This window comes from Clostridium nigeriense (genome assembly GCF_050585265.1).
Lineage (GTDB): Bacteria > Bacillota > Clostridia > Clostridiales > Clostridiaceae > Clostridium > Clostridium nigeriense_B.
Window position 1 is genome coordinate 1 of sequence record NZ_JBNOOE010000019.1, and the last position, 22997, is coordinate 22997.

The 22997-nt window shown below is 29.1% G+C and carries 17 protein-coding genes; 1 reads left to right on the forward strand and 16 read right to left on the reverse strand.

Features of this window, described 5'->3' with window-relative positions; all coding sequences use genetic code 11:
- Positions 1-774: IS3 family transposase (locus ACQPVP_RS14370; RefSeq protein ID WP_430851079.1), on the forward strand; the 774-nt coding region annotated here is incomplete at its 5' end.
- Between the two features lie 98 nt (positions 775-872).
- On the opposite strand, the gene rlmD is transcribed toward ACQPVP_RS14370, so the two are convergent.
- The 16 genes from rlmD to ACQPVP_RS14450 form a co-directional block, all read right to left on the reverse strand.
- Positions 873-2237 carry a 23S rRNA (uracil(1939)-C(5))-methyltransferase RlmD gene (gene rlmD / locus ACQPVP_RS14375; RefSeq protein WP_430851081.1) on the reverse strand — a complete coding sequence of 455 codons (1365 nt, stop codon included), beginning with the start codon at positions 2235-2237 and terminating at the stop codon, positions 873-875.
- Positions 2238-2655: 418 nt separating this feature from the next.
- Entirely contained in the window at positions 2656-4074 is a 1419-nt protein-coding gene (pyk, locus tag ACQPVP_RS14380) for a pyruvate kinase (RefSeq protein ID WP_430851083.1), read from the reverse strand.
- 98 nt (positions 4075-4172) lie between these two features.
- On the reverse strand, positions 4173-5132 hold the full coding sequence (pfkA, locus tag ACQPVP_RS14385; RefSeq protein WP_430851085.1) for a 6-phosphofructokinase: 960 nt from the start codon (positions 5130-5132) through the stop codon (positions 4173-4175).
- Between the two features lie 446 nt (positions 5133-5578).
- Positions 5579-9133, reverse strand: coding sequence for a DNA polymerase III subunit alpha (locus ACQPVP_RS14390; RefSeq protein ID WP_430851087.1), 3555 nt, complete (start codon positions 9131-9133; stop codon positions 5579-5581).
- A gap of 153 nt (positions 9134-9286) precedes the next feature.
- Complete coding sequence (whiA, locus tag ACQPVP_RS14395; protein ID WP_430851089.1) at positions 9287-10237, reverse strand: DNA-binding protein WhiA; 951 nt, start codon at positions 10235-10237, stop codon at positions 9287-9289.
- A gap of 91 nt (positions 10238-10328) precedes the next feature.
- Positions 10329-11576 carry a sensor histidine kinase gene (locus ACQPVP_RS14400; protein WP_430851091.1) on the reverse strand — a complete coding sequence of 416 codons (1248 nt, stop codon included), beginning with the start codon at positions 11574-11576 and terminating at the stop codon, positions 10329-10331.
- A 162-nt stretch (positions 11577-11738) separates the two neighbouring features.
- A complete protein-coding gene (locus ACQPVP_RS14405) occupies positions 11739-13100 on the reverse strand; it encodes a gluconeogenesis factor YvcK family protein (RefSeq protein WP_430851093.1) in 1362 nt (453 codons plus the stop codon).
- On the reverse strand, positions 13097-13981 hold the full coding sequence (gene rapZ / locus ACQPVP_RS14410) for an RNase adapter RapZ (RefSeq protein WP_430851095.1): 885 nt from the start codon (positions 13979-13981) through the stop codon (positions 13097-13099). The genes ACQPVP_RS14405 and rapZ overlap by 4 nt, the downstream gene beginning before the upstream one ends.
- A 245-nt stretch (positions 13982-14226) precedes the next feature.
- Entirely contained in the window at positions 14227-15054 is an 828-nt protein-coding gene (locus ACQPVP_RS14415; RefSeq protein WP_430851097.1) for a TIGR00266 family protein, read from the reverse strand.
- Positions 15044-15526, reverse strand: coding sequence for an LURP-one-related/scramblase family protein (locus ACQPVP_RS14420; protein ID WP_430851099.1), 483 nt, complete (start codon positions 15524-15526; stop codon positions 15044-15046). Before ACQPVP_RS14420 ends, ACQPVP_RS14415 begins: the two co-directional genes overlap by 11 nt.
- Before the next feature lie 168 nt (positions 15527-15694).
- Positions 15695-16615 carry a UDP-N-acetylmuramate dehydrogenase gene (gene murB / locus ACQPVP_RS14425; protein ID WP_430851101.1) on the reverse strand — a complete coding sequence of 307 codons (921 nt, stop codon included), beginning with the start codon at positions 16613-16615 and terminating at the stop codon, positions 15695-15697.
- Between the two features lie 176 nt (positions 16616-16791).
- Positions 16792-18660, reverse strand: coding sequence for an excinuclease ABC subunit UvrC (gene uvrC / locus ACQPVP_RS14430; RefSeq protein WP_430851103.1), 1869 nt, complete (start codon positions 18658-18660; stop codon positions 16792-16794).
- 149 nt (positions 18661-18809) lie between these two features.
- Positions 18810-19358, reverse strand: a complete 549-nt coding sequence (locus ACQPVP_RS14435; RefSeq protein ID WP_430851104.1) for a dTDP-4-dehydrorhamnose 3,5-epimerase family protein — start codon at positions 19356-19358, stop codon at positions 18810-18812.
- 278 nt (positions 19359-19636) lie between these two features.
- Positions 19637-21103, reverse strand: a complete 1467-nt coding sequence (locus ACQPVP_RS14440) for a peptidoglycan D,D-transpeptidase FtsI family protein (protein ID WP_430851106.1) — start codon at positions 21101-21103, stop codon at positions 19637-19639.
- 127 nt (positions 21104-21230) lie between these two features.
- A complete protein-coding gene (locus tag ACQPVP_RS14445; protein WP_430851108.1) occupies positions 21231-22466 on the reverse strand; it encodes an FtsW/RodA/SpoVE family cell cycle protein in 1236 nt (411 codons plus the stop codon).
- Between the two features lie 10 nt (positions 22467-22476).
- Positions 22477-22929 (reverse strand): FHA domain-containing protein, encoded by a 453-nt coding sequence (locus ACQPVP_RS14450; RefSeq protein ID WP_430851110.1) that lies wholly within the window; start codon positions 22927-22929, stop codon positions 22477-22479.
- Positions 22930-22997 lie beyond the last annotated feature (68 nt).

The window sequence follows — 22997 nt, forward strand, 5'->3', positions numbered from 1 at the left end:
AATAATCGTAGAAAACGTGAAAAACAAGATGAGATAATTAAAAATAATGTTTTGAAAGCTTTCAATTATAGAGGTTATAAAAAAGGATCAAGGTCTATTAAAATGACATTGAAAGAAAAATTTGATATTAACTATAGTAGGAAGCGTATACAAAGAATAATGAGAAAATTTAATATAGTTTGTCCAATTAGAAAACCTAATCCTTATAAATGTATAGCGAAAGCTACAAAGGAGCATACTGTAGTTCCGAACTTGCTTAATAGGAATTTCAAACAAGATATACCAGGTAAAGTATTACTTACAGATATCACATATTTGCCATATTCAAATTCTAATACGGCCTATTTGTCGACCATAAAAGATGCATCAACAAATGAAATATTAGCTTATAATTTATCAGATAGAATAACTTTAGATATTGCTACAAATACAATACATAAATTAATGATAAATCCTAATGTAAAACTTGCTAAAGACGCTTTTATTCATTCAGATCAAGGTAGCCATTATACAAGTCCGACATTTCAAAAACTTTTGAAATCCAAAAAGCTTGGACAATCTATGTCCAGACGCGGAAATTGCTGGGATAATGCACCACAAGAATCATTTTTGGGACATATGAAAGATGAAATTGATTATAAATCTTGCTCGAGTTTAGAAGAACTACAATTAATCATAGATGATTACATTGATTATTATAACAATGACCGTTGTCAGTGGAACTTAAAAAAGCTGACTCCTGTTAAATACAGAAATCAGCTTTTAGCTTCTTAACTCTCTTTTTTAAAATGTCCTTGACATAGGTACCACTTTTTAAAATAACACTAATCCTTTAAAATGTCTTATTTGCAGGCTTTTCTAGCCATTTTTAATTATTTCCTTGACATCAATACTACCGTCTCCACATGACTTGTATGTGGGAACATATCAACTGGCTGTACTTTTTCTGTTTTATAACCTTTTTCCTCTAATATCTTTAAATCTCTTGCTAAAGTACTAGGATCACAAGAAACGTAAACTACCTTTTTAGGTTTTGCTTTTCCTATTGCGTCTAAAAGTTTTATATCGCATCCCTTTCTTGGTGGATCTACTACTATAACATCTGGTATTATTCCCTTTTCTATTAATTCTGGAATTATTTCTTCTGATTTTCCTACAAAGAATTCTACATTATCTACATTATTGATTCTTGCATTTTCTCTTGCATTAATTATAGCTGGTTCTATTATTTCAACGCCATAAACTTTCTTTGCTTTTTGTGAAAGAAAAAGTGTAATTGTTCCTGTTCCACAATAAGCATCAAAAACTATTTCTTCTCCTGTCAATCCAGCATATTCTAATGCCTTTGAATAAAGCTTTTCTGTTTGTACTGGATTTACTTGGAAAAATGAAAGTGGTGAAATATTAAATCTAAAATCATCTATGTAATCTGTTATAGTATCTTCTCCCCATAAGGTTATACACTCTTGCCCTAAAATCACATTAGTATTTTCTTTATTTACATTTAAAATGATACTTTTTATTCCATCTATCTTTTCTTTAATTTCTTCTATGAATCTATCTAAATTGGGAACATCTTTCTTAGTTGATACTAATACTACCATAACTTCATTTGTAGTAAAGCCTTTACGAATCATTACATGTCTTATTAGTCCATTTTTATTAAAGCTTCCATCAATACTAGCTGCTGATATATTAAATTTTATCATCCAATTTCTCGTAATATTAGCAACCTTATCTGCTACTTCATCTTGAATTAAGCAAGTATCTAGATTGATTATATTATGACTTCTTGATGCATAAAAACCTATACTTAATTCTCCTTTTACTATACCAACAGGTAATTGAACCTTATTTCTATATCTTTCTGGCTTTTCCATACCTATAGGATACTCCACTAGTAAGCTATCTAATCCACCGATTTTTGATACACAGTCCTTAACTCTCTCAAATTTATAATCTAATTGCTTTTTATAGCTCATATGCTGAACTGTACATCCACCACATCTTTTATATACCCTACACTTTGGTTCAACTCTTTCTTCAGATGCTTCTATTACTTCTATCAGTTTTCCATAGGCATAGTTTTTCTTAACTTTAACCATTAAAGCCTTAACTTTTTCCCCTAAAATTGCTCCTTCTATAAATATAGGATAACCATCAATTTTTGCTATACCTTCTCCTTCATATCCTACACTAACTATATCTAATATATATTCATTGTTTTTTAAAACCAAATTATTCACCTCTTAGAACCTTTTAAATTTAATTATTCCTAAAGTTTCATCTTATGATAGCATAAAAATATATAAATTACAAAAGATGTAGATTACTAAACAATCTATTTATTTTTAGGTAAAAAAAAACGGCATCAAAGCGATGCCTAAGTTCAGAATTTGTTGCCATTTAATTCCATAATAATATTATTACATTATTCATTTCATAATATACATTATAACTTAACTTTTATCAATATATTTATTAACATTTTGTTAATTATCTATTTTTCATCTTAAATTTAACTATTTTAATACAAATTTATATTATTATTATTACTTTATTTGATTTTAATGATATTGATTATCAAATGATATGTTTTTTATAAAATCCTAAAAAAAATAGAAGCCCTAAAGGCTTCTATTAATTAATAATATATTATTCAACTACGCTAATCTTTAATAGGTTAGTTGCACCAATTTTGTCAACTGGAACACCTGCAGCTATTACTACTGTATCTCCCTTTTTAACAAATCCGTTAGCTTCTGCAACTTTAACTGATTCTTCCATCATGTGATCAGTTGACTGCATTTGTCCAGAAACAACTGGATAAACACCAAAGCATAATGCTAATTTCTTAGCTACTTTTTCATCTGGAGTAACAGCAACTATTGGACAATCTGGTCTGCATTGAGATAATCTTCTTGCAGTTGCTCCACTTTGAGTTGATGAAATTATAGCTGAAGCTTTTAATTCGTTAGCAGCATTTGCAGCAGCTCTTGAAATAACTCCTGCTATAGCAGGTATATGCTTCTTAGCCTTTGAAATAGCTATTTCATAATCTAATTGTTTTTCAGCTTCTACAGCTATCTTAGCCATAGTTTGAACAGCTTCTACTGGCCAATCTCCGTTTGCTGATTCTCCTGATAACATGATTGCATCAGTTCCATCATATATAGCATTAGCTACGTCTGATACTTCTGCTCTTGTTGGTCTTGGGTTTCTTATCATAGAATCTAACATTTGAGTAGCAGTTATAACTGGCTTTCCTGCATTATTACATTTTTCTATTATCATCTTTTGAACTGCTGGAAGTTTTTCCATTGGGATTTCAACACCTAGGTCTCCTCTAGCAACCATTATACCATCTGAAGCTTCTAATATAGCATCTATATTATCAACACCTTCTTGGTTTTCTATTTTTGAGAATATTTGAATGTGCTCTCCACCATTTTCAACTAAAACTTTTCTTATAGCTTCAACGTCAGCTGCTTTTCTTATGAATGATGCTGCAACTAGGTTAACTCCTATTTCACATCCAAATTTTAAGTCTGCTATATCTTTTTCAGTTAAAGCAGGTAACTTAATTGATACTCCTGGAACATTAACTCCCTTATGAGTTCCAACAAAACCTGTATTCATAACCTTACAGTTAATTTTGTTACCTTCAACTGATTCAACTTTTAATCCAACTAGACCATCATCTATTAATATAGTATCTCCAGTTTTTACGTCATTTGCTAATCCTTCGTAAGTTACTGTACATTGAGTTGTATCTCCTACAACATCTCCACCTGCATATATAACAAAATCATTACCTGATTTTAATTCAACTTTCTTAGGTTCGAACTTTCCAGTTCTAATTTCAGGTCCTTTAGTATCTAACATTATAGCTATTTCTTTATTATGTTTCTTAGCTAAGTCTTTTACTAAGTTTATTCTTTCTGCATGTTCTGCATGATCTCCATGTGAAAAGTTATGTCTTGATGCATTCATTCCTGCTTCAATTATTTTTGATAGTATTTCTGGATTTTCACTGGCTGGACCTATAGTACAAATCATCTTAGTTTTTCTCATGTAATAACACTCCTTTAATTAAATATAATATTTTTAAATATTAATTTTGACTTAAAATAGTCATATATATTTTGAGTAATAAATCAAAGATTTATAATCTAAGATGAAATCTCGTTTGCTATTTCAAATAATTTTTCATCAAATTTTCTATCTAATGCTAATGCTTCATCTATATCTTGATCGATTATCTCATTATTTTTAATTCCTATTACTCTTGAAGTTTTTCCTTCTAAAAGAACTTCAACTGCTCTAGATCCCATTTTAGAAGCTAAAATTCTATCTGTTGCTGTTGGGCTACCACCTCTTTGAATATGACCTAAAACTGTTGCTCTAGTTTCAATTCCAGTAACTCCTTCAACATATTCAGCTAATTCTTGAGCTCCACCAACACCTTCAGCTAATAATACTAGGTTATGGATTTTACCTTTTTGCTTTCCTTCTAAAATTACTTTACAAAGTTCTTCCTTAGAGAATCCCTTTTCTGGTGTAATTATATACTCAGCTCCACCTGCAATACCTGCATATAAAGCTAAATCTCCACAATCTCTTCCCATAACTTCTATTATTGAAACTCTTTCATGAGAAGTTGATGTATCTCTAATTTTATCTATTGCATCTATTACTGTATTTAAAGCTGTATCAAATCCAATTGTAAAATCAGTATAAGTTAAATCATTGTCTATAGTTCCTGGTAAACCTACAGTTTTAACACCTAACTTTGATAAAAGCTTAGCTCCTGTAAATGACCCATCTCCACCAATTACTACTAAAGCATCTACGCCATAAGCTTTTAATATTTTAGTAGCATTAACTCTTACTTCTTCCTTTTTAAATTCAAGACATCTAGCAGTTCTTAGGATAGTTCCTCCTCTATGAATGATATCTGAAACAGATGATCTATCCATAGTGAATAATTCTCCATTAATTAAACCACTATATCCTCTTTGAACGCCCATTACTTCAATACCATGATGTAAAGCAGTTCTTACAACGGCTCTTATTGCTGCGTTCATTCCTGGAGCATCTCCACCACTAGTTAAAATAGCTATTTTTTTCATGTTGTTTCCTCCTTAACACCACCGGGACAAAGGTTGTCCCACTTTCTGTGGAATTATCCATTTTTATTTACTATAATAATTTAAAATTTTTACCACATTAATTAATTTTTTTACTAATTTATCACCTTTTTTTATTTTACTTGCTTCCTTAAGTTTATGCAACTAAAATCAATACAATATTACGATTTTTATCGACTTTTTTATACCTTATAACTTATATTATAACCTAATTTAATATGATTTATATATTTATTAAAAATTTTTTCTCATTTATCTTTTGTAAATTTTTTCATTTAAATTTTTATTAATTTTTTTTATATTTTAAATGTAAATACTTAAATTTCTATTAAATTTAAAATAAAATTTCAATTTATAAAAAATAACAAAGTAATGAAGCCTACAAATACTATAACCCTTAATAGTACGCATCTGTAAACTTCATTTTATTATTCAACTACCTTTACATTTTCTTCTCCAGTAAGCTCTTTAAAGTAGCTTATTACATCTGATTCTAGATTTACCCAAATATCCTTTGGCATTCTATAATTTTTTCTATCACTTTCTGTAAATAAATATACAGTAGTATCTCCTCTATACTCATCTGGCATCATTCTCAACTCTTTCATTAATGCCTTTCCATTATTTATATCCTTAGCTCTAATATAAACTTTAGATGTATTGATTTTTTCTAAAGGCTCTATACTTTCACAAATCAGCTTAGGAAGTTCATCTTCTTTAATACTTATTCTCCCTTTAATAACTACTAAAGCATCCTCTTTTAAGCCTTCTCTTACCTTATCTAAAGTCTTTGGGAATACTATAACTTCAATAATACCTGTCAAGTCTTCAAGTTTTAAAAATGCCATCATAGTATTATTTCTAGTTATTTTTTGATTATACTCACAAATTATTCCCCCAAGTATTACTCTCTCTTCATCGTGAATTATATCATCTGGTAAATCACCTGGATTAAAAGTTTCTTTAATTATTTCATAAGATTTATATACCTTATCTATATTAGTAGATGTTTGAACTTTTAAACTATCTGAATACTCATCTAATGGATGACCTGATAAGTATAAACCTGTCATTTCTTTTTCCATTGCTAATAAATTTTTCTTTGCAAACTCTTTTATATTTGGGTAATTAACTTCAGGAAGCTCTAATTCCTCTTCTAATCCAAATAAGCTAATTTGCCCATCTATGTTTCTCTTTTTTTCATTAGCAACTCCATCCATTAACTTCTCATATACTGCCAACAGCCTTGATCTAAAAATTTTAAAGCAATCTAAGGCTCCAGCCTTAATTAAACTTTCAATAGATCTTTTATTAACTGATGATAAATCAATTTTGTTAATAAAATCTATTATCGACTCAAAAGCCCCTTTATTATTTCTAGATTCTACTATAGTTTCAACAACGTTATAACCTACATTCTTTATAGCTGCCAAGCCAAATCTTATCTTATTACCTTTAACAGTAAACTTTGAGTAACTTTCATTTATATCAGGTGGAAGTACTTGAATTCCTAAACTTTCAGCAAAAGCAATATAGTGAGCTACTTTTTCACTTGTTCCCATAACAGAATTAAGCATAGCTGCTATAGTTTCTACTGGATAGTACTTCATTAAAAATGCTGTTTGATATCCTATAACCGCATAGGCTGCTGCATGGGATTTGTTAAATGCATAACTTGCAAAGTCCATCATTTGATCAAAAATCTTATTTGCAGCTTCTTCTGAAATTCCATTTCTTTTACACCCTGGGACCTCTATATTACCATTCTCATCTAATACACCGTAAATGAAGTTTTTACGTTCCTCTTCCATAACCTTGTGCTTTTTCTTTGACATTGCTCTTCTTACAAGGTCACTTCTTCCCATAGAGTATCCAGCAAGTTTTCTTACTATTTCCATTACTTGCTCTTGATAAACCATAACTCCATAAGTAACATTAAGTATATCTTCTAGTTCTGGAACTACATATTCAACCTTATCTGGATTTTGCTTACACTCTACATATCTCGGAATTTCAGCCATTGGTCCTGGTCTATAAAGAGATATTCCCGCTATTATATCTTCTAAGCAGTCTGGTTTTAACTCCTTCATAAATGATGTCATACCTGGTGATTCTAATTGGAAAACACCTGCAGTCTTGCCTTCACCAATCATTTTATAAACATCTTTATCTTCAAAATTTATCTTATCTAAATTTATATCTATTCCTTGGTTTTCTTTAATCATCTTAACTGCATCGTTCATAACAGTTAATGTTCTTAAACCTAGGAAATCCATTTTAAGTAATCCTAACTCCTCCAAAGTTGTCATATCAAACTGTGCAACTATAGAGTCTTCATTTTTTTGAAGTGGTACATATTCAACTAAAGGTTTTGAGGATATTACTACTCCTGCAGCATGTGTAGATGAGTGTCTTGGAAGCCCTTCTAAATCCTTACTAACATCTATTAGACTTTTTACTCTTTCTTCATTATTATATGCCGCCTTAAGCTCTGGATTTATTTCTAAGGCCTTATCTATAGTTATCCCTAGCATAGTTGGAATCATCTTAGCAATTCTATCCACCTCTGCATAAGAATAATTCATTGCTCTACCAACGTCTCTAATACATGCTCTAGGAGCCATGGTACCAAAAGTTATAATTTGTGATACATTATTAACTCCATATTTATCAACAACATAGTCTATAACTTCCTGTCTTCTTTCATAACAGAAGTCAGAGTCTATATCTGGCATACTTACTCTTTCAGGATTTAAAAATCTTTCAAAAAGTAAGCTATATTTTATTGGATCTATCTTAGTTATTCCTAATGTATATGCAACTATTGAACCTGCCGCAGATCCACGACCAGGTCCTGTTGGAATTCCATTTTCATTAGAAAATCTTATAAAATCCCAAGTAATTAAGAAATAATCTACATATCCCATTTGTTTAATTACTGATAATTCGTATTCTAATCTTTCTATATATCCACAAGCTTCTTCATTTTCTTTATAATAATCCACAAGTTCTTCAACATTTAATGGTTTGTTTAAACATTCCTTAAATACATCATATCTTTCAATTAAACCTAAATAACAAAGATTTCTCAAGTAAACATAAGGCTCTACACCTTGTGGTAATGGGAATTTAGGTAATTTTGAAACATGAAACTCATAATCAAAATTACATTCTTCTGATATCTTTATAGTATTTTCTAATGCTTCTGGAATATAAGAAAACATATCCCACATTTCTTCTGGTGATTTTAAGTAAAACTGATCTGATGGATATCTTCTTCTATTTTGATCCTCTATTGTTTTTCCAGTTTGGATACACATTAGAATATCATGAGATGCTGAATCTCTTTGATTTATGTAGTGAACATCATTAGTTGCAACTAAAGGTATTCCTGTTTCCTTTGATAATTTGATGTTAGCCTCTGTAACCTTCCTTTGCTCATCCATACCATGATTTTGTATTTCTAAATAAAATCCTTCTTTAAAAATATCATTATATAAAAGAGCTACTTCTTTAGCCTTCTCATAATTATCCTTTAGATGCCAATGCTGAACCTCTCCACCTAAACATGCACTTAAAGCTATAAGACCTTTACTATGCGCTCTTAAAAACTCATGATCAACCCTTGGTTTATAATAAAACCCTCTAATTGAAGCTTCAGATACAATTTCCATTAAATTCTCATATCCTTCTTCATTTTTAACTAATAAAACTAGGTGGTGAGTACTATTTTCTTTATCAGCTACTTTTATATCCATAGACTTTGCAGCCACATAAATTTCGCAACCAAGAATAGGCTTAATACCTTGTTCTACAGCTTCTTTATAAAAAGCTACACATCCATACATAACACCATGATCAGTAATAGCAATACTATCCATTCCTAACTCTTTTGCTTTACTTATTAACTTCTTAACTTTTCCAGAAGCATCAAGTAAACTATATTCGGTGTGAAGATGTAAATGAGCAAATTTTTTTTCCATATAAAACACCACCTTTTAATTAATAATTAATGATGCGTAATGCATAATTATGGATGTAATTTGTTCCAAATCACTAGAAAAAAAAATTCAGAAACTCAGCTTGCTGAGTTTCATCATAAATTATCCATTTTCCACTATGCATTATACATTGAACTAATATGTTCCTGATCTAATTTCTTCTGCTATTTTCTCTATTTTTCTTAATCTATGATTAATTCCAGACTTTCCTACTGGAGGATTTAGCATTTCTCCTAGCTCTTTTAAAGATTCATCTGGATAACTTAATCTAAGTTCTGCTATTTCTCTTAAATTCTTAGGCAGTCTTTGAAGTCCAATTTCTCTTTGTATAAGTTTTATACTCTCCACTTGTCTAACAGCAGCATTAACAGTTTTACTCAAGTTAGCTGTTTCACAGTTTACAAGTCTATTTACGTTATTTCTCATTTCCTTCATTATCCTTATGTTTTCTAATTCAAGTAATGAAGTATGTGCTCCTATTATTCCCAAAAGATTTGATATTTGTTCTCCTTCTTTTAAGTAAATAATAAAGCTATTTTTTCTCTGTATAACTTTAGAATTTAATCCAAACGTATTTATTAAAGATGATAAATCCCTTGCATACTCTTCACTATGAGTTACAAATTCTAAATGGTAAGTTTTTTCTGGATTACTTATACTTCCTCCACCTATAAACCCGCCTCTTATATATGCTCTTTTTAATTCATCAGATTTAACCATATTCTCATCTATTCTATAATTTAAAGTTAATACCCCTTCAACTTCGGTAAGTATTCCTGTATCTCTTAAAAGGCCTCTAACCCCCATGTCCTCTTCTATAAGAACCATATATATATTATTCTTCTTTAAAGAATTACTCTTTTTAACCATTAATTTTGAATGTATATTAAAATGTTCTTTAAGCAAACTAAATATATGCCTTGCTGATGCAGGGTTTTCAGTAGTAATTCTAAAAGATAAGCCTAATCCACTAAAAGATATAGTTCCACTCACCTTCATTATAGCTGAAATTTCAGCTAATGCCTCTTCCTTACTTAATTCTGAATATCTGCAAATTTCTCCTTTTACTTTTGATGAAAATGACATATTGCCTATTTCTCCTTATTTACTATTCTTATCAAGTTATTATAACATAAATAATAATAAAAATTTATATGTAAATTATAGCTTAAAACATCTAAATAAATATTTCAATAACTAGATAATCATCAACTACTCTAGCATATATTGTCCCTTTATATTTTTTTACTATTTTCTTTACATTATATAGTCCATATCCCCTTCCATTACCCTTGCTAGAAAATCCCTTGTTAAAGAAATTTTCAATTTTACTAGGATCTATATTTAACCCAGAAATATTATTTTTAACTTCTATCTTATATTTTTCTAATTTTCTTACATCAATTGAAATCTTCTTATTGCTAGATTCTTTAGTTGCTTCAATAGCATTATTTAATAAATTGCTTAAAATTATAGTAATTTCTGTATCATCTAAATAAGCCTCTTCTATATTATTCTTTATAGTATAACTTAAGTTAATCCCTAGTTGTTCACATTCTACTAACTTACTATACAAAATTGCCTTAAGAGTTGCACTCTCTATATCTAACACTGTACTTAAAACATTAGTGTTAGTAATATTTCCAATATAACTTCCTGCCTTCTCCTTTATTTCAGGAATACTCTTAGATACCTGAATCATTGAATAAAGCATACTAATATGATTTTTATATTCATGCTCATTTGCTCTTATATTTTGTATTATCTCATCTAATAAAGGATTATAGGCATTCTTTACTTCAATATTTTTATTTTTCAGTATAGTCTTATGTAATGATCTATAAAAGCTTATATTTAATAAAATATTTATAAAAATAAGAAAATTAATTTCCACAATTGATCCATTTGATAACTTTCCACTATCATAAATTATTTTCAATATCATAAAGAACATAAATATATTTAATAATATATTAGATACTAATAAATTATCTTCAATATACTCTTCTAGATCAATATATTTTTTTCTTCTGTAATACCTTAGAAAACCTATAATAATAAATATACTAATTGCATATAAAATTAAATTTAATAGTCTAAACTCTCTTGTTTTTCCAGTAATAAAAAATATTATGGTAAGTAGACTATTTTGAATAATAAAGGTAGTAACAACACAAATAATCATCTCTGTCAAAACTAAATTTTTATCTTTTCTATCTACATAGGCTAAGGCAAAAATCTCAGCAATTAATAATACTACATAAACGAAGGTGACATTAATAGGGCTAAACTTGTAAAATAATACACTACATACCAAAACTATTGAACAATATAACAGAAAATTATCTAGTTTTCCCTTATTAAATAGACTATTGTACAGCATTACAACAAGGATCATTTCAATAAATATCATTATCACACCCATACCCAACTTCCCTTTCTATAACTTTTATAAATATTTATACCTAACCTACATTTTAACAAATTTTTGTATTATTTTCTATAATTTCCTCTATTTTTCTCAAAATTATATGTATTTTGTAAAAAAAGAGACTAAAAATTTACTTTTTAGTCTCTAAGTCATTATTTATGATTTCTCTTGCTTTTTATTTTCCTTGCTTTTTATTTCTCTTTCTTTAATTTTTTGAGAAACATACATATATTCTATTATCTTCTTCCTATCATACAATAATTTTTTCTCCATTATTGTATCTACAAGAACCTCTGCTAAATATTCTGAATCATGCTTAACATAACCTTTTTCTATCTTTGCTAAAGAAGCCTCTATAACTTCTACTCCAAGGCTTTTAAGCTCTTTTCTATCAAGCTCTACTAATTGAGAACTATCTTTTAAATATCTTTCTTTTATGTCTACAGGGATATCGCCCCTATTAGCAATAACATAATCAACAATTCCTCTTCCACCATATTTTTTTAATATTTTTATATGGTCAGAAGCTTTAAAACCGTGTGTTTCACCAGGCTGAGTCATTATATTAGAAATATAAAGTTTAATTGCATCACTTTTTCTAATACTTTCTGCAATATCTTTTACTAAAAGATTAGGAATTATACTCGTATAAAGACTTCCCGGACCTAAAACTATTGCATCAGCCTCTTCTATAGCTTTTATCGCATCCTGTAAAGGCTTTGCATCTTTAGGTTCAATCATAAGTTTCTTTATTCTTGAATTTTGACTTATAGATTCTTCTGGGATTTGTGATTCGCCTTCTATTCTATTTCCATTTTCTAGTTCTGCGACTAGCTTCATATCCTCTAAAGTAACTGGTAAAACTTTTCCTGTAACAGCTAGTACTGAACTCATCTTTTGAACTGCATCTTCAAAATTATCACTTACTCCATCCATAGCAGCCAAAAATAGATTTCCAAAGCTTTGATTTTTAAGTCTACCATCTTGAAACCTATATTGTAAAAGTTCTTCCATTAATGGCTCTGTATCAGCTAATGCCAATATACAGTTTCTTATATCACCTGGTGGTAACATTCCTAAATCTTCTCTTAGATCTCCAGAACCCCCACCATCATCAGCAACTGTAACTATTGCAGTTATATTAGACGTATAATACTTTAATCCCCTAAGCATTGTAGATAAGCCTGTTCCACCACCTACAACTACTATTTTAGGTCCCTTTACTAACAGCCTTTTTTCATAAATTAAATTTTCCATCTTCCTACTATCTAATGATAAATGAATATATCCCTTATTAGTTAAAGCAATTATTGATTTCATACTCTCAACAACTGAAATATATATTACTAAAACTCCAGTAATATTTAAGAATATATAAAAAACCTTATAATAAATATCATAGACCCTTCTTACTGCTAATTCAGTAAAACCAAAAGCAATTAGAAGAATTCCAAATATTCCAAAGAAAAGCCATCTCTTTATTCTAACTCCAGGCTTTAACCATTCCTTTAAACTCATAGCTTCTTAGCTCCTTGATGTACATCTTCTCTAATATCTCTATGTTCTACAGAAATATTATAATCTTTACTATTTAAACTTTCATATAGGGCATTTGCTATTGCAACAGATCTATGTCTTCCACCTGTACATCCTATTGAAATAATAAGTTGTCTCTTTCCTTCCTTTTTATAATTAGGAATTAAGAATTGTAATAATTCATCTACTCTTTTTATAAATCCTTTAGTTTCTTCTTGAGCTAAAACATAATTTTTAACAGGTTCTTCATTTCCTGAATAGGGTTTAAGCTCCGGGATGTAAAATGGATTTGGTATAAATCTAACATCAAATACTAAATCTGAATCTACAGGTATTCCATATTTAAATCCAAAACTTAATATAGTTACAGAAAGATGCCTTTCTGGTTGCTCTACATCTCCATAATTTTTAGTCATTTCTTCTCTTAAATCTTTAATAGCATATTTTGATGTATCTATTATTATATCTGCTCTATCTTTAACTTCTCTTAATCTATTTCTTTCTTCATTTATTCCTGTAATTATTCTACTTCCAGGTGCTAACGGATGACTTCTTCTAGTTTCTTTAAATCTCTTTACTAAAACTTCATCAGAAGCATCTAAGAATAGTATTTCATATTTAAACTCTTGATTTTTTAAATAATTCAAGCTTTCAAATAAATCATCGAAGAATATTCCTCCTCTAATATCTATAACTAAAGCAACTTTATCTATCTTACCTTGGCTTTGTACACAAGCTTCTGCAAACTTTGGTATTAGTTTTGGAGGAAGATTATCTACACAAAAGTATCCCATATCTTCAAGGCTTCTTGTTGCTTCTGTTTTCCCCGCTCCTGATAATCCTGTAACTATTATAAATCTCATGATACTACCTCCCTTTAAAATTAAAGTTCATTAATTGAATTATATCATATTCCCCTTATTATTATAATAAGTTATCATAATACTATTACAAAATATAATTTCTATAACATGGAGCTGTCTCATGATGAAAAAACTCCCGAAGGAGTTTTGAGAATAAATTAATTTTAGTAATTCTGTAAGAATTACATCAATAATTCTTCATTTTTAATTATTAAAATGGTTATATAAATAAAAAATCTTTAAAACTATTTTTCAAATATATTACCTAAAGAACCCAGTATACTTCCTTCATCCACTGACTTCCCCATATTTTGTGGAGCTGATGCATAAACTTTTGAAGCAAGCTTACTAAATGGAAGGCTCTGAACCCAGACATCTCCTGGTCCAGTTAATGTAGCAAAGAATAGTCCTTCTCCTCCAAATACAGCATTCTTAATTCCACCTACAAATTGAATATCATAATGGATATTTTGAGTCATGGCAACTAGACAACCTGTATCTATTTTTATAGTTTCTCCAGGCATCAAACTTCTCTTAACTATAGTTCCTCCTGCGTGAATAAAAGTCAAGCCATCACCCTCAAGTTTTTGTAGTATAAAACCTTCACCACCAAAGAATCCAGTACCAAGTCTTTTTGTAAACGCAATTCCAATACTTACTCCCTTAGCACAACATAAGAAAGCGTCCTTTTGGCATATTAATCTTCCCCCAATACTTCTTAAATCAACTGCTAATATTTTTCCTGGATAAGGCGAAGCAAAAGCTACTCTTTGTTTTAACATACCCTCATTTGTAAATGCAGTCATAAATAAGCTTTCACCTGTTATAACCCTTTTTGCAGCACTTCCTAACATTCCAAAAAATCCACCTGTTTTTGATTTTTCGCTTCCATCCCCAAATATAGCATTCATTGTAATACTATTATCCATCATCATCATTGCTCCAGATTCCGCAATAACCGTTTCTCTTGGGTCTAATTCAATTTCTACAAATTGCATTTCATTACCTTTAATTTCATAATCAATATCATGAGCTATTTTTATATCTCTCCTCTTAATATTATTAATTATCATTATGGAATCGAATCATATCTACCATAATTAATAGTCCAACAAAAAATTTTGTATATGATTCATCTATCACTTCTAGAAAATATCTATCACTTCCAAAAGTAAATTCTTTATCTATTGTTCCTATTACTACTCCATTTTTTCTTATTTCATAGTTTCTTCCTAAAATACTTGAACTCTCCATATTCATAGTTCCAACTGCTCCTGTTATATCATATTCAGGAACCATAAATTCTTTCTTTATAGTGGCTATTTCTCTTATATTTTCATCGTATGCAATATACTTATGAGCTCCAAACCTAATTTGTTGCCTCATATATAATACTTTTCTATTATTTAAATCATAAATATTGATATTTTTCCCTATATCAAACTTATCAGCTTCTGCAATAAAGACCTTATTGTCATCTTCATCATAAACATCGAATTTAGTTCCTATAGCAAATAATCTTTCCTTAACATAAAATTTTTTCATAAATCATCCACCCTTAAACATTTTTAATTAACTTTAAATACAGTATATTATACCATTTAGTAACTGTCAATAATTTCTTGTAAAGAATTTTTATATTATTAATTTTATTAATCTATTAAAAAAAATAGGAATCCAGTATAAACTGAATTCCTATGTTAATTTATAATTCTATCTTTCATCTTCGCCTATTATTCTAACTTCAGGATGTAAATCTACACCAAATTGCTTTTTAACTTCTTTTTGTATATGTTCTATTAAATCTAATATATCTTTAGCTGTAGCGTTTTTCTTATTAATTACAAAACCTGAATGTTTTTCTGAAACTGCAGCGCCACCTATACTATATCCTTTTAATCCTGCATCTTGAATAAGTTTTCCTGCATAATATCCTGTTGGTCTTTTAAATGTACTACCAGCCGAAGGATATTCAAGAGGTTGTTTAGATTCTCTTTTACTAGTTAAATCCTGAACTATTTCTTTTATTTTTCTAACTTCACCATGCTTCAAGCTAAATCTAGCTGATAAAACAATATAATTTTTCTTCATAACTATTGATGATCTATATCCTAATTCTAATTCATCCCTACTTAAAACTCTAATATCACCATTATTATCTATAACCTCTGCGCTTTCAATAACATGAGCAATTTCTCCATCATATGCTCCTGCATTCATGAACACAGCACCACCTACAGTTCCAGGTATACCACAAGCAAATTCAAAACCAGTTAAAGAATTTTCTACAGCTGCGCTAGATACATCTTTTAACATTACTCCACTTTCAGCTTCTATAGTTTCTCCATAAACTTTTATATTCTTAACTTCACTTAATTTTATAACTACCCCTTTAATTCCACCATCTTTTACCAACAAATTTGAGCCATTACCAACTACATAGTAAGGAATACCATTTTCTTTACATATTTCTATACTCTTTATAACCTGATCTTTATTTTCAGGAATTAATAGGATGTCTGCTGGTCCACCAACTCTAAAGTGAACATAATGCTTCATTTCAGCATCAAGAATAACATTTTCACTTTTGTAAAATTCTTTAAATAAGCCTTCAAATACTTTATATTGATTCATACCTAACTCCTTATAAATAACCTCGTAATATCTTAATCTAGTTCAAATAAAATTTGCTTTTTTTACTTTATTAAATATTTGATAATACCTTAACATAGTATAAATTAAAAAGCTTTATTACACAACCCATTAATATCATATTTATATAGTATAATTGAATTGTAACCATTTTGTTACTATTTTTCCTGTGTTTTAAAGTAGTCTATTATACTATTTGCAGCTTTTCTGTCAATGCTTGGTGTTTCTATTAATTCATCATATGTAGCTTTTTTTATATTTTCCACGCTTCCAAATTTCATTAGAAGATTTCTTCTTCTTCTCTCTCCTACATTAGGTATATCTTCTAATATAGAGTGTAATGTTCTTTTATCTCTTAAAGTTCTATGATATGTTATAGCAAATCTATGAACTTCATCTTGTATTCTTCTTATCATTTGCATTAAGTTTGAACTTCTATTAATTATAAGCTCTTTATTATTATAAATAATTCCTCTAGTTTGGTGCTTATCATCTTTAACTAATCCACAAACTGGAATATTAATATTTAACTTACTTAAAACTTCTAGCGCAATATTTACTTGCCCCTTACCTCCATCCATCATAATTAAATCTGGAAAACTAGAGAATTTACCACTTGAAAAGTTTAACTGTTTTTCTTGTATCTTTTTAATTTCCTCAAGTCCATGAGTAAATCTTCTCTCTAATATTTCTCTCATACTATCATAATCATTAGCACCTTTAACTGATTTAATCTTAAATCGTCTATAGTCACTATTTTTAGATCTTCCCTCTTCAAAAACTATCATAGTCCCAACAGAGTCTACACCTTGAATATTAGAAATATCATATGCTTCTATTCTAAAGGGAGGTTCATCTAAATCTAATAATTCTTGTAATTCTTCTAAAGAAATTCTATTTATTTCTTTGTCCTTAAAGAACTTATCTTTAAATTGCTCTAAAGTAATCTTAGCATTATTTTTTACCATCTCAAGCATATCTTTCTTTTGGCCCTTCTGTGGAACCTTAACCCAAGCCTTTGCTCCTCTTTTAATTGTTAAAAAATCTTCTATAAGCCCTGGATCTTCTATATCTGGTACATATATTGTTTTAGGAACCTTCGCTGTTCCTCCATAAAATGACGTAATAAAATCTTCTAAAACCTCTCCTACTTTATCATCAGCAGTATTATCAAAAATAAAATGCTCACGACCAGTAATCTTACCATCTCTAGAGAAAAATACTTGAATACAACTATCCTTTTCGTCTTTGTATATATTTATAAAATCTTCATCACCTTCCATGGTTTTAAATATTTTCTGTTTCTCTACTATCGCATTTATAGCAAGGATTTTATCCCTAAGTTTTGCTGCCAATTCGAATTCTAAATTCTTGGATGCTTCTTCCATGTCTGCCTTTAACTCATTTACAATAGTTCTATCCTTACCATTAAGTATATCCATAATATCATTAATCATTTCAGCATATTCTTCTTTTTTTATATATCCTGCACATGGCGCAACACATTTTTTAATATGGTAATTTAAACATGGTCTAACCTTTTCTCCATTCTCTTTAATCATTAGCTTACATGTTCTTATTGGAAATATTTTGTTGATTAAATTTATAGTTTCATAAACTGCAGTTGCATTAGTGTATGGTCCAAAATATTTTGCTCCATCTTTAGCATATTTTCTTGTTACAAAAACCCTTGGATAATCATCATTATTCGTAATTTTTATAAAAGGATAAAATTTATCATCCTTTAAAGCAATATTATATCTTGGACTGTATTTCTTTATTAAGTTACATTCTAAAATTAAAGCCTCCATCTCTGAATCTGTAACAATATATTCAAATTCAGAAATATTTTTAACCATGACCTTAACTTTTTCAGAATGATTTTTAGAATTTTGAAAATAACTTCTTACTCTATTTTTTAAAACCTTAGCTTTACCTACATATATAACTTCGCCAAGTGAATTTTTCATTATGTAAACACCAGGCTTTTCTGGTAAGTTTTTTAAATGGTATTCAAAATCAAACATTTAAATCTCTCCTTATTTTTTCACTTTGCTATATAAATTTTATCACTAGTAAATTAATTTGCAATTAAGAATATAAAAAAATAAGTAAACTATAAAAGGTTATTCATAGATTAAATCTTTTATAGTTCACTATACTTTAAAAATTATTGCTAAAATGGTGAATTTAATTCTTCAAATCGTGGCCATATTTTATCTTCACCTTCTACTTCAACTTTATTATTATCAAACTCCCAAGGAATATCTAAAGAATTCCAATGTATACCTCCCCTTAACTCTCTAACAAACGGCTTTGTTACCTTATAAAAAACTAAGGCGTGTTTATCTCCCTTAATATAGTACCCATGAGCACAACCAGATGGAATATATATTAAGTTCTTATTATCTTCATTTAAATTTACTACTGAATATTTACCAAAGGTTTTTGATTCCTTTCTTAAATCTACTACTACATCTTGAATTTCTCCTATAATACATGTAATTAATTTATCATGCTCTTCAGGAGGTAGCTGAAAATGCATCCCTCTTACTACTCCTGGTTTTACAATAACATAATATTCTTCTTTAAACTCCGTACTTAATCCATATATATTAAATTGAGTATCATTAAAAACCTTAATTAAGTCACATGTATTTTGCATGAATACTGTTGGTGTAATTAAGTAGCACCCTTCCACTTCTAATTTTTTTACCCTAAACATATCAAAATTATCTCCTTTTATCCTAAAAGTTTTAAAAATAGTCATAATTTAATATATGAATTAGGATATAAATAGTGAAGCAAGAAAAAAGTGAATTTTTATCGAAAAAGAAGCTTTTGTACAATAAAAATTTAAGAATGAATAATAAAAAACTAATGAAAAAACTCCCGAAGGAGTTTTTAAAATAAATTAATTTTAGTAATTCTATAAGACTTACATCAATAATTCTTCATTTTTAATTTTTAATTTGGTCTGTTTGTGCCATAGCCTCTTAATATTTACTGGCCTAAAATAGCAGTTCTTACAACTTGTGAAGCTATATCAGCTGCCGATCCAGCTCCATTTTCTCCTTCTTCTACTATTACAGCAACTGCAATCTGAGGATCATCTATAGGTGCTACTGATATAAACCATCCGTGTGGTACACCTTCTGAACCATCTTCTAACATATAATCTGCTGTACCTGTTTTTCCTCCTGCATTAGTACCTTCAAAAGCAGGCCATCTATAAAGATTATTTGAAACCAAATATCCCATATACTCTTTTATTGTATTTGCTATATCATCAGAAATCACATCTTCCTTAAGAGCCTTATTAGAAAACTCCTTAATTGTATTTCCATCTTTATCAACAATCTTATTAACTAACTTTGGCTGCATTAAAACACCATCATTAGCAACTGTTGCTGCTACCATAGCCATTTGTATTGGCGTTGATAATACGCTACCTTGCCCTATTCCACTTTGTGCTATATTACCTTCTTCATAATCATTTAATGTAGGAAAATTACTTGCTGGTATTAATAGTCCAACTCCACTTATTCTAGAATTAAATCCAAATCTTTCTGCTACTTCCTTAAGCTTAGCATTTCCCATATCCATTGCTAATGTACCAAATACAAAGTTACTAGAAACCCTATATGCCATCTGTAAACTTAAATCTCCATGAACTTGATTCATATAGTTACTTAAACTAGTCCCGTCTGCAAATGTTATTTTACCAGTATCATGAAAGGTTTCATTAACTATATTAGGATCATTTTCTAAAGCTGCTGCTAAGGTTACTGTCTTAAATACAGAACCTGGAGGATATAACCCATCAATAGCTCTATTTAATAATTTACTATTAGTATCAACTCCAGAATTAGCATCTTCAATTACTTGCTCTAAATTACTTGGATCATATGTAGGCTTTGATACCATTGCAAGTATTTCTCCAGTCTTAGGATTTAAAGCTACTACTGCTCCATTTAAATCTCCCATTGCATCATATGCTGCCTTTTGTATATCATAGTCTAAAGTAGTTACAACCCCATTCCCTACTTTCTCTTCATCTCTATTTTCAAAAGCACTTTTTAAATTAAAGTCTTTAAAAAAGTTTCTAATTCCATTAGAAAATCCACTATATGTAGATAATTCACTATCATATTCATCTTCTAACCCTGTTATACCAAATCTCTCATCTATGTATCCTAAAGCATGAACATATAAATCTCCATAAGTATAATTCCTACTTTGATTATATTCATCTATTCTTACACTATTAGTTAGAGCATTTCCATCTCTATCATAAATTGTACCTCTTAAAACTTCATTTCTTTTTGCCCAAAGTCTTTTATTACCTGAATCATTAGCTATATCAGGCCCCTTAAAGACTTGAAAATATGCTATATATGATATTAAGGCTATAAAACAAAAAAGGAATATCACCATAATGTTTCTTACGCTTTTTGATAAATCGTTCATAAACTCCTCCTTGCTTTTTTTAAAGCTACATATAAAAGATTATATAAAAGGAGTATTGATTTTGAGTTCAATACTCCCTTAATATTATACAACATTTAATTATAATTAAATATATTTTTTAATACTTTTAATATTCTTCAGAAATTTTTTGTAAAATTCCCAAAGCGAAAAATATAGTTAGCATAGAACTACCACCATAACTTATTAGTGGTAAAGTAATTCCTGTAAGAGGTATTACTTTAAAAATCCCACCTACTATAACTAATGTTTGGCAAGCTATCATCGTACTAAAACCTACTGCTGCTAATAAACTGAATCTATCTTTAGTTAGAAAGGCTGTTCTAATCCCTCTATAAAATAATAAAAAGTAGATTATCATTAAGCCCACTGCAAAGATAGTTCCAAATTCTTCACAAATAATTGCAAAGATATAGTCGCTTTCACTTGCAAAAATTAAATCCGGATAACCATTTCCAAGCCCAACACCAAATAATCCTCCTGTTGATATTGCATATAAACCTTGCACTATTTGATACCCTTCTGCAGTAGCATATTCCCATGGATCTAACCAAATCATAACTCTTCTTTGAATATGTCCAAAAACTCCATAAGCTCCAAGGGCACCAACTACTGATAGTCCTAAACATGTAAACACATATTTCTTTTTTGAAGTTGCAATATATAACATAGTCACAGATATACCAAAGAAAATTAATGTTGATCCTAAGTCTGTTTGAAGTACCATGCAAACTAAAGAAAACATTACTACTAAAGCTGGTTCTATAAGTTGTTTAAAGTCTTCTTTAATTACATTTTTACTTTCATAATTCATAAGCGAAGCTGATAAATATAAAACTAAAGCTATCTTACCAAATTCAGATGGCTGGAATCCAAAAGATCCTATATAAACCCAGTTCATAGCTCCATTTATACTTTGTTCTGTTATTAGCCCATAAATTAACCCCATAGGCATTAGAATTAAAGTTATTATCATATATATCTTTTTATACTTAGCAAAGCTTTTTAAATCAGGTAAGGCTATTACTATAGTCATATATCCAATTATTCCAAGTATAACCCAAACTAATTGCTTATATGCAAAGCTAGGATCTATTCTGTATAGTACTGCTATTCCTACAATAGCTAATATACTTGAAAAAATAAACATAAATTTATCTCCATCAGGATAAAAACGTCTTAAAATATAATGAGATAAACCTATTATAAAGCATAATACAACTCCGATAATTAATGCTTTGGTATCAAAAGGTTTTTGTAGTAAAGCTAGATTTGTAAATAGAAGTAAGCATAATAAATAGATTAATTTAAGAACTCTTTTTTCTAACTTTAATGCCTTATTCATTTTCTCACCTCTAGTTTTTTTCTGCTCTTATAACCTTAAAGGTAGCACTTCCTATTCTTATTTTGTCATTAGCTCTAATTTTAGAATATCCATTAATTTTTTCATCATTAATAAATACACCATTTGTACTATTTAAATCTTCTATTAATATTTCATTATTTTTTACTACTATTTTAGCGTGGTTTCCAGAAGCATATTGATCTGTTAACTTTATTGTATTTCCGTCTCTTCTTCCTATAGTTATTACCCCATTTAACAATAATATGGATCCTTCTTCTAAGTTTGAGTTTTCTCCAACACTTAGTACTTCTATTCCATAATTCTTTTTAGCAGAAGATTGTTTCCTTCTTCCACCACCTTTTACATCCTTGTACATTATTTTTAATGCATAATAGATTATAAAATAAAGTACAATTATAAAAGCCACACCAAAAACAATTGTCATAAGCTTTGAAAAACCCATTTTTTCACCTCAAAATTAGTATTATGTTACCATTATATATTAAAACTTATAGCTAAAAATGACAAGTA

What these genes read in the sequence shown, in the direction of transcription:
- whiA (WP_430851089.1), bottom strand. Translation starts at nt 10,237, where the DNA reads ATGTCATTTTCATCAAAAGTAAAAGGAGAAATTTGCAGATATTCAGAA.
- murB (WP_430851101.1), bottom strand. Translation starts at nt 16,615, where the DNA reads ATGAATCAATATAAAGTATTTGAAGGCTTATTTAAAGAATTTTACAAA.
- pyk (WP_430851083.1), bottom strand. Translation starts at nt 4,074, where the DNA reads ATGAGAAAAACTAAGATGATTTGTACTATAGGTCCAGCCAGTGAAAAT.
- uvrC (WP_430851103.1), bottom strand. Translation starts at nt 18,660, where the DNA reads ATGTTTGATTTTGAATACCATTTAAAAAACTTACCAGAAAAGCCTGGT.
- ACQPVP_RS14415 (WP_430851097.1), bottom strand. Translation starts at nt 15,054, where the DNA reads ATGATAATTAATAATATTAAGAGGAGAGATATAAAAATAGCTCATGAT.
- ACQPVP_RS14420 (WP_430851099.1), bottom strand. Translation starts at nt 15,526, where the DNA reads ATGAAAAAATTTTATGTTAAGGAAAGATTATTTGCTATAGGAACTAAA.
- ACQPVP_RS14450 (WP_430851110.1), bottom strand. Translation starts at nt 22,929, where the DNA reads ATGGGTTTTTCAAAGCTTATGACAATTGTTTTTGGTGTGGCTTTTATA.
- ACQPVP_RS14400 (WP_430851091.1), bottom strand. Translation starts at nt 11,576, where the DNA reads ATGGGTGTGATAATGATATTTATTGAAATGATCCTTGTTGTAATGCTG.
- ACQPVP_RS14390 (WP_430851087.1), bottom strand. Translation starts at nt 9,133, where the DNA reads ATGGAAAAAAAATTTGCTCATTTACATCTTCACACCGAATATAGTTTA.
- ACQPVP_RS14445 (WP_430851108.1), bottom strand. Translation starts at nt 22,466, where the DNA reads ATGAATAAGGCATTAAAGTTAGAAAAAAGAGTTCTTAAATTAATCTAT.
- ACQPVP_RS14435 (WP_430851104.1), bottom strand. Translation starts at nt 19,358, where the DNA reads ATGTTTAGGGTAAAAAAATTAGAAGTGGAAGGGTGCTACTTAATTACA.
- pfkA (WP_430851085.1), bottom strand. Translation starts at nt 5,132, where the DNA reads ATGAAAAAAATAGCTATTTTAACTAGTGGTGGAGATGCTCCAGGAATG.
- ACQPVP_RS14405 (WP_430851093.1), bottom strand. Translation starts at nt 13,100, where the DNA reads ATGAGTTTAAAGGAATGGTTAAAGCCTGGAGTTAGAATAAAGAGATGG.
- ACQPVP_RS14440 (WP_430851106.1), bottom strand. Translation starts at nt 21,103, where the DNA reads ATGAACGATTTATCAAAAAGCGTAAGAAACATTATGGTGATATTCCTT.
- rapZ (WP_430851095.1), bottom strand. Translation starts at nt 13,981, where the DNA reads ATGAGATTTATAATAGTTACAGGATTATCAGGAGCGGGGAAAACAGAA.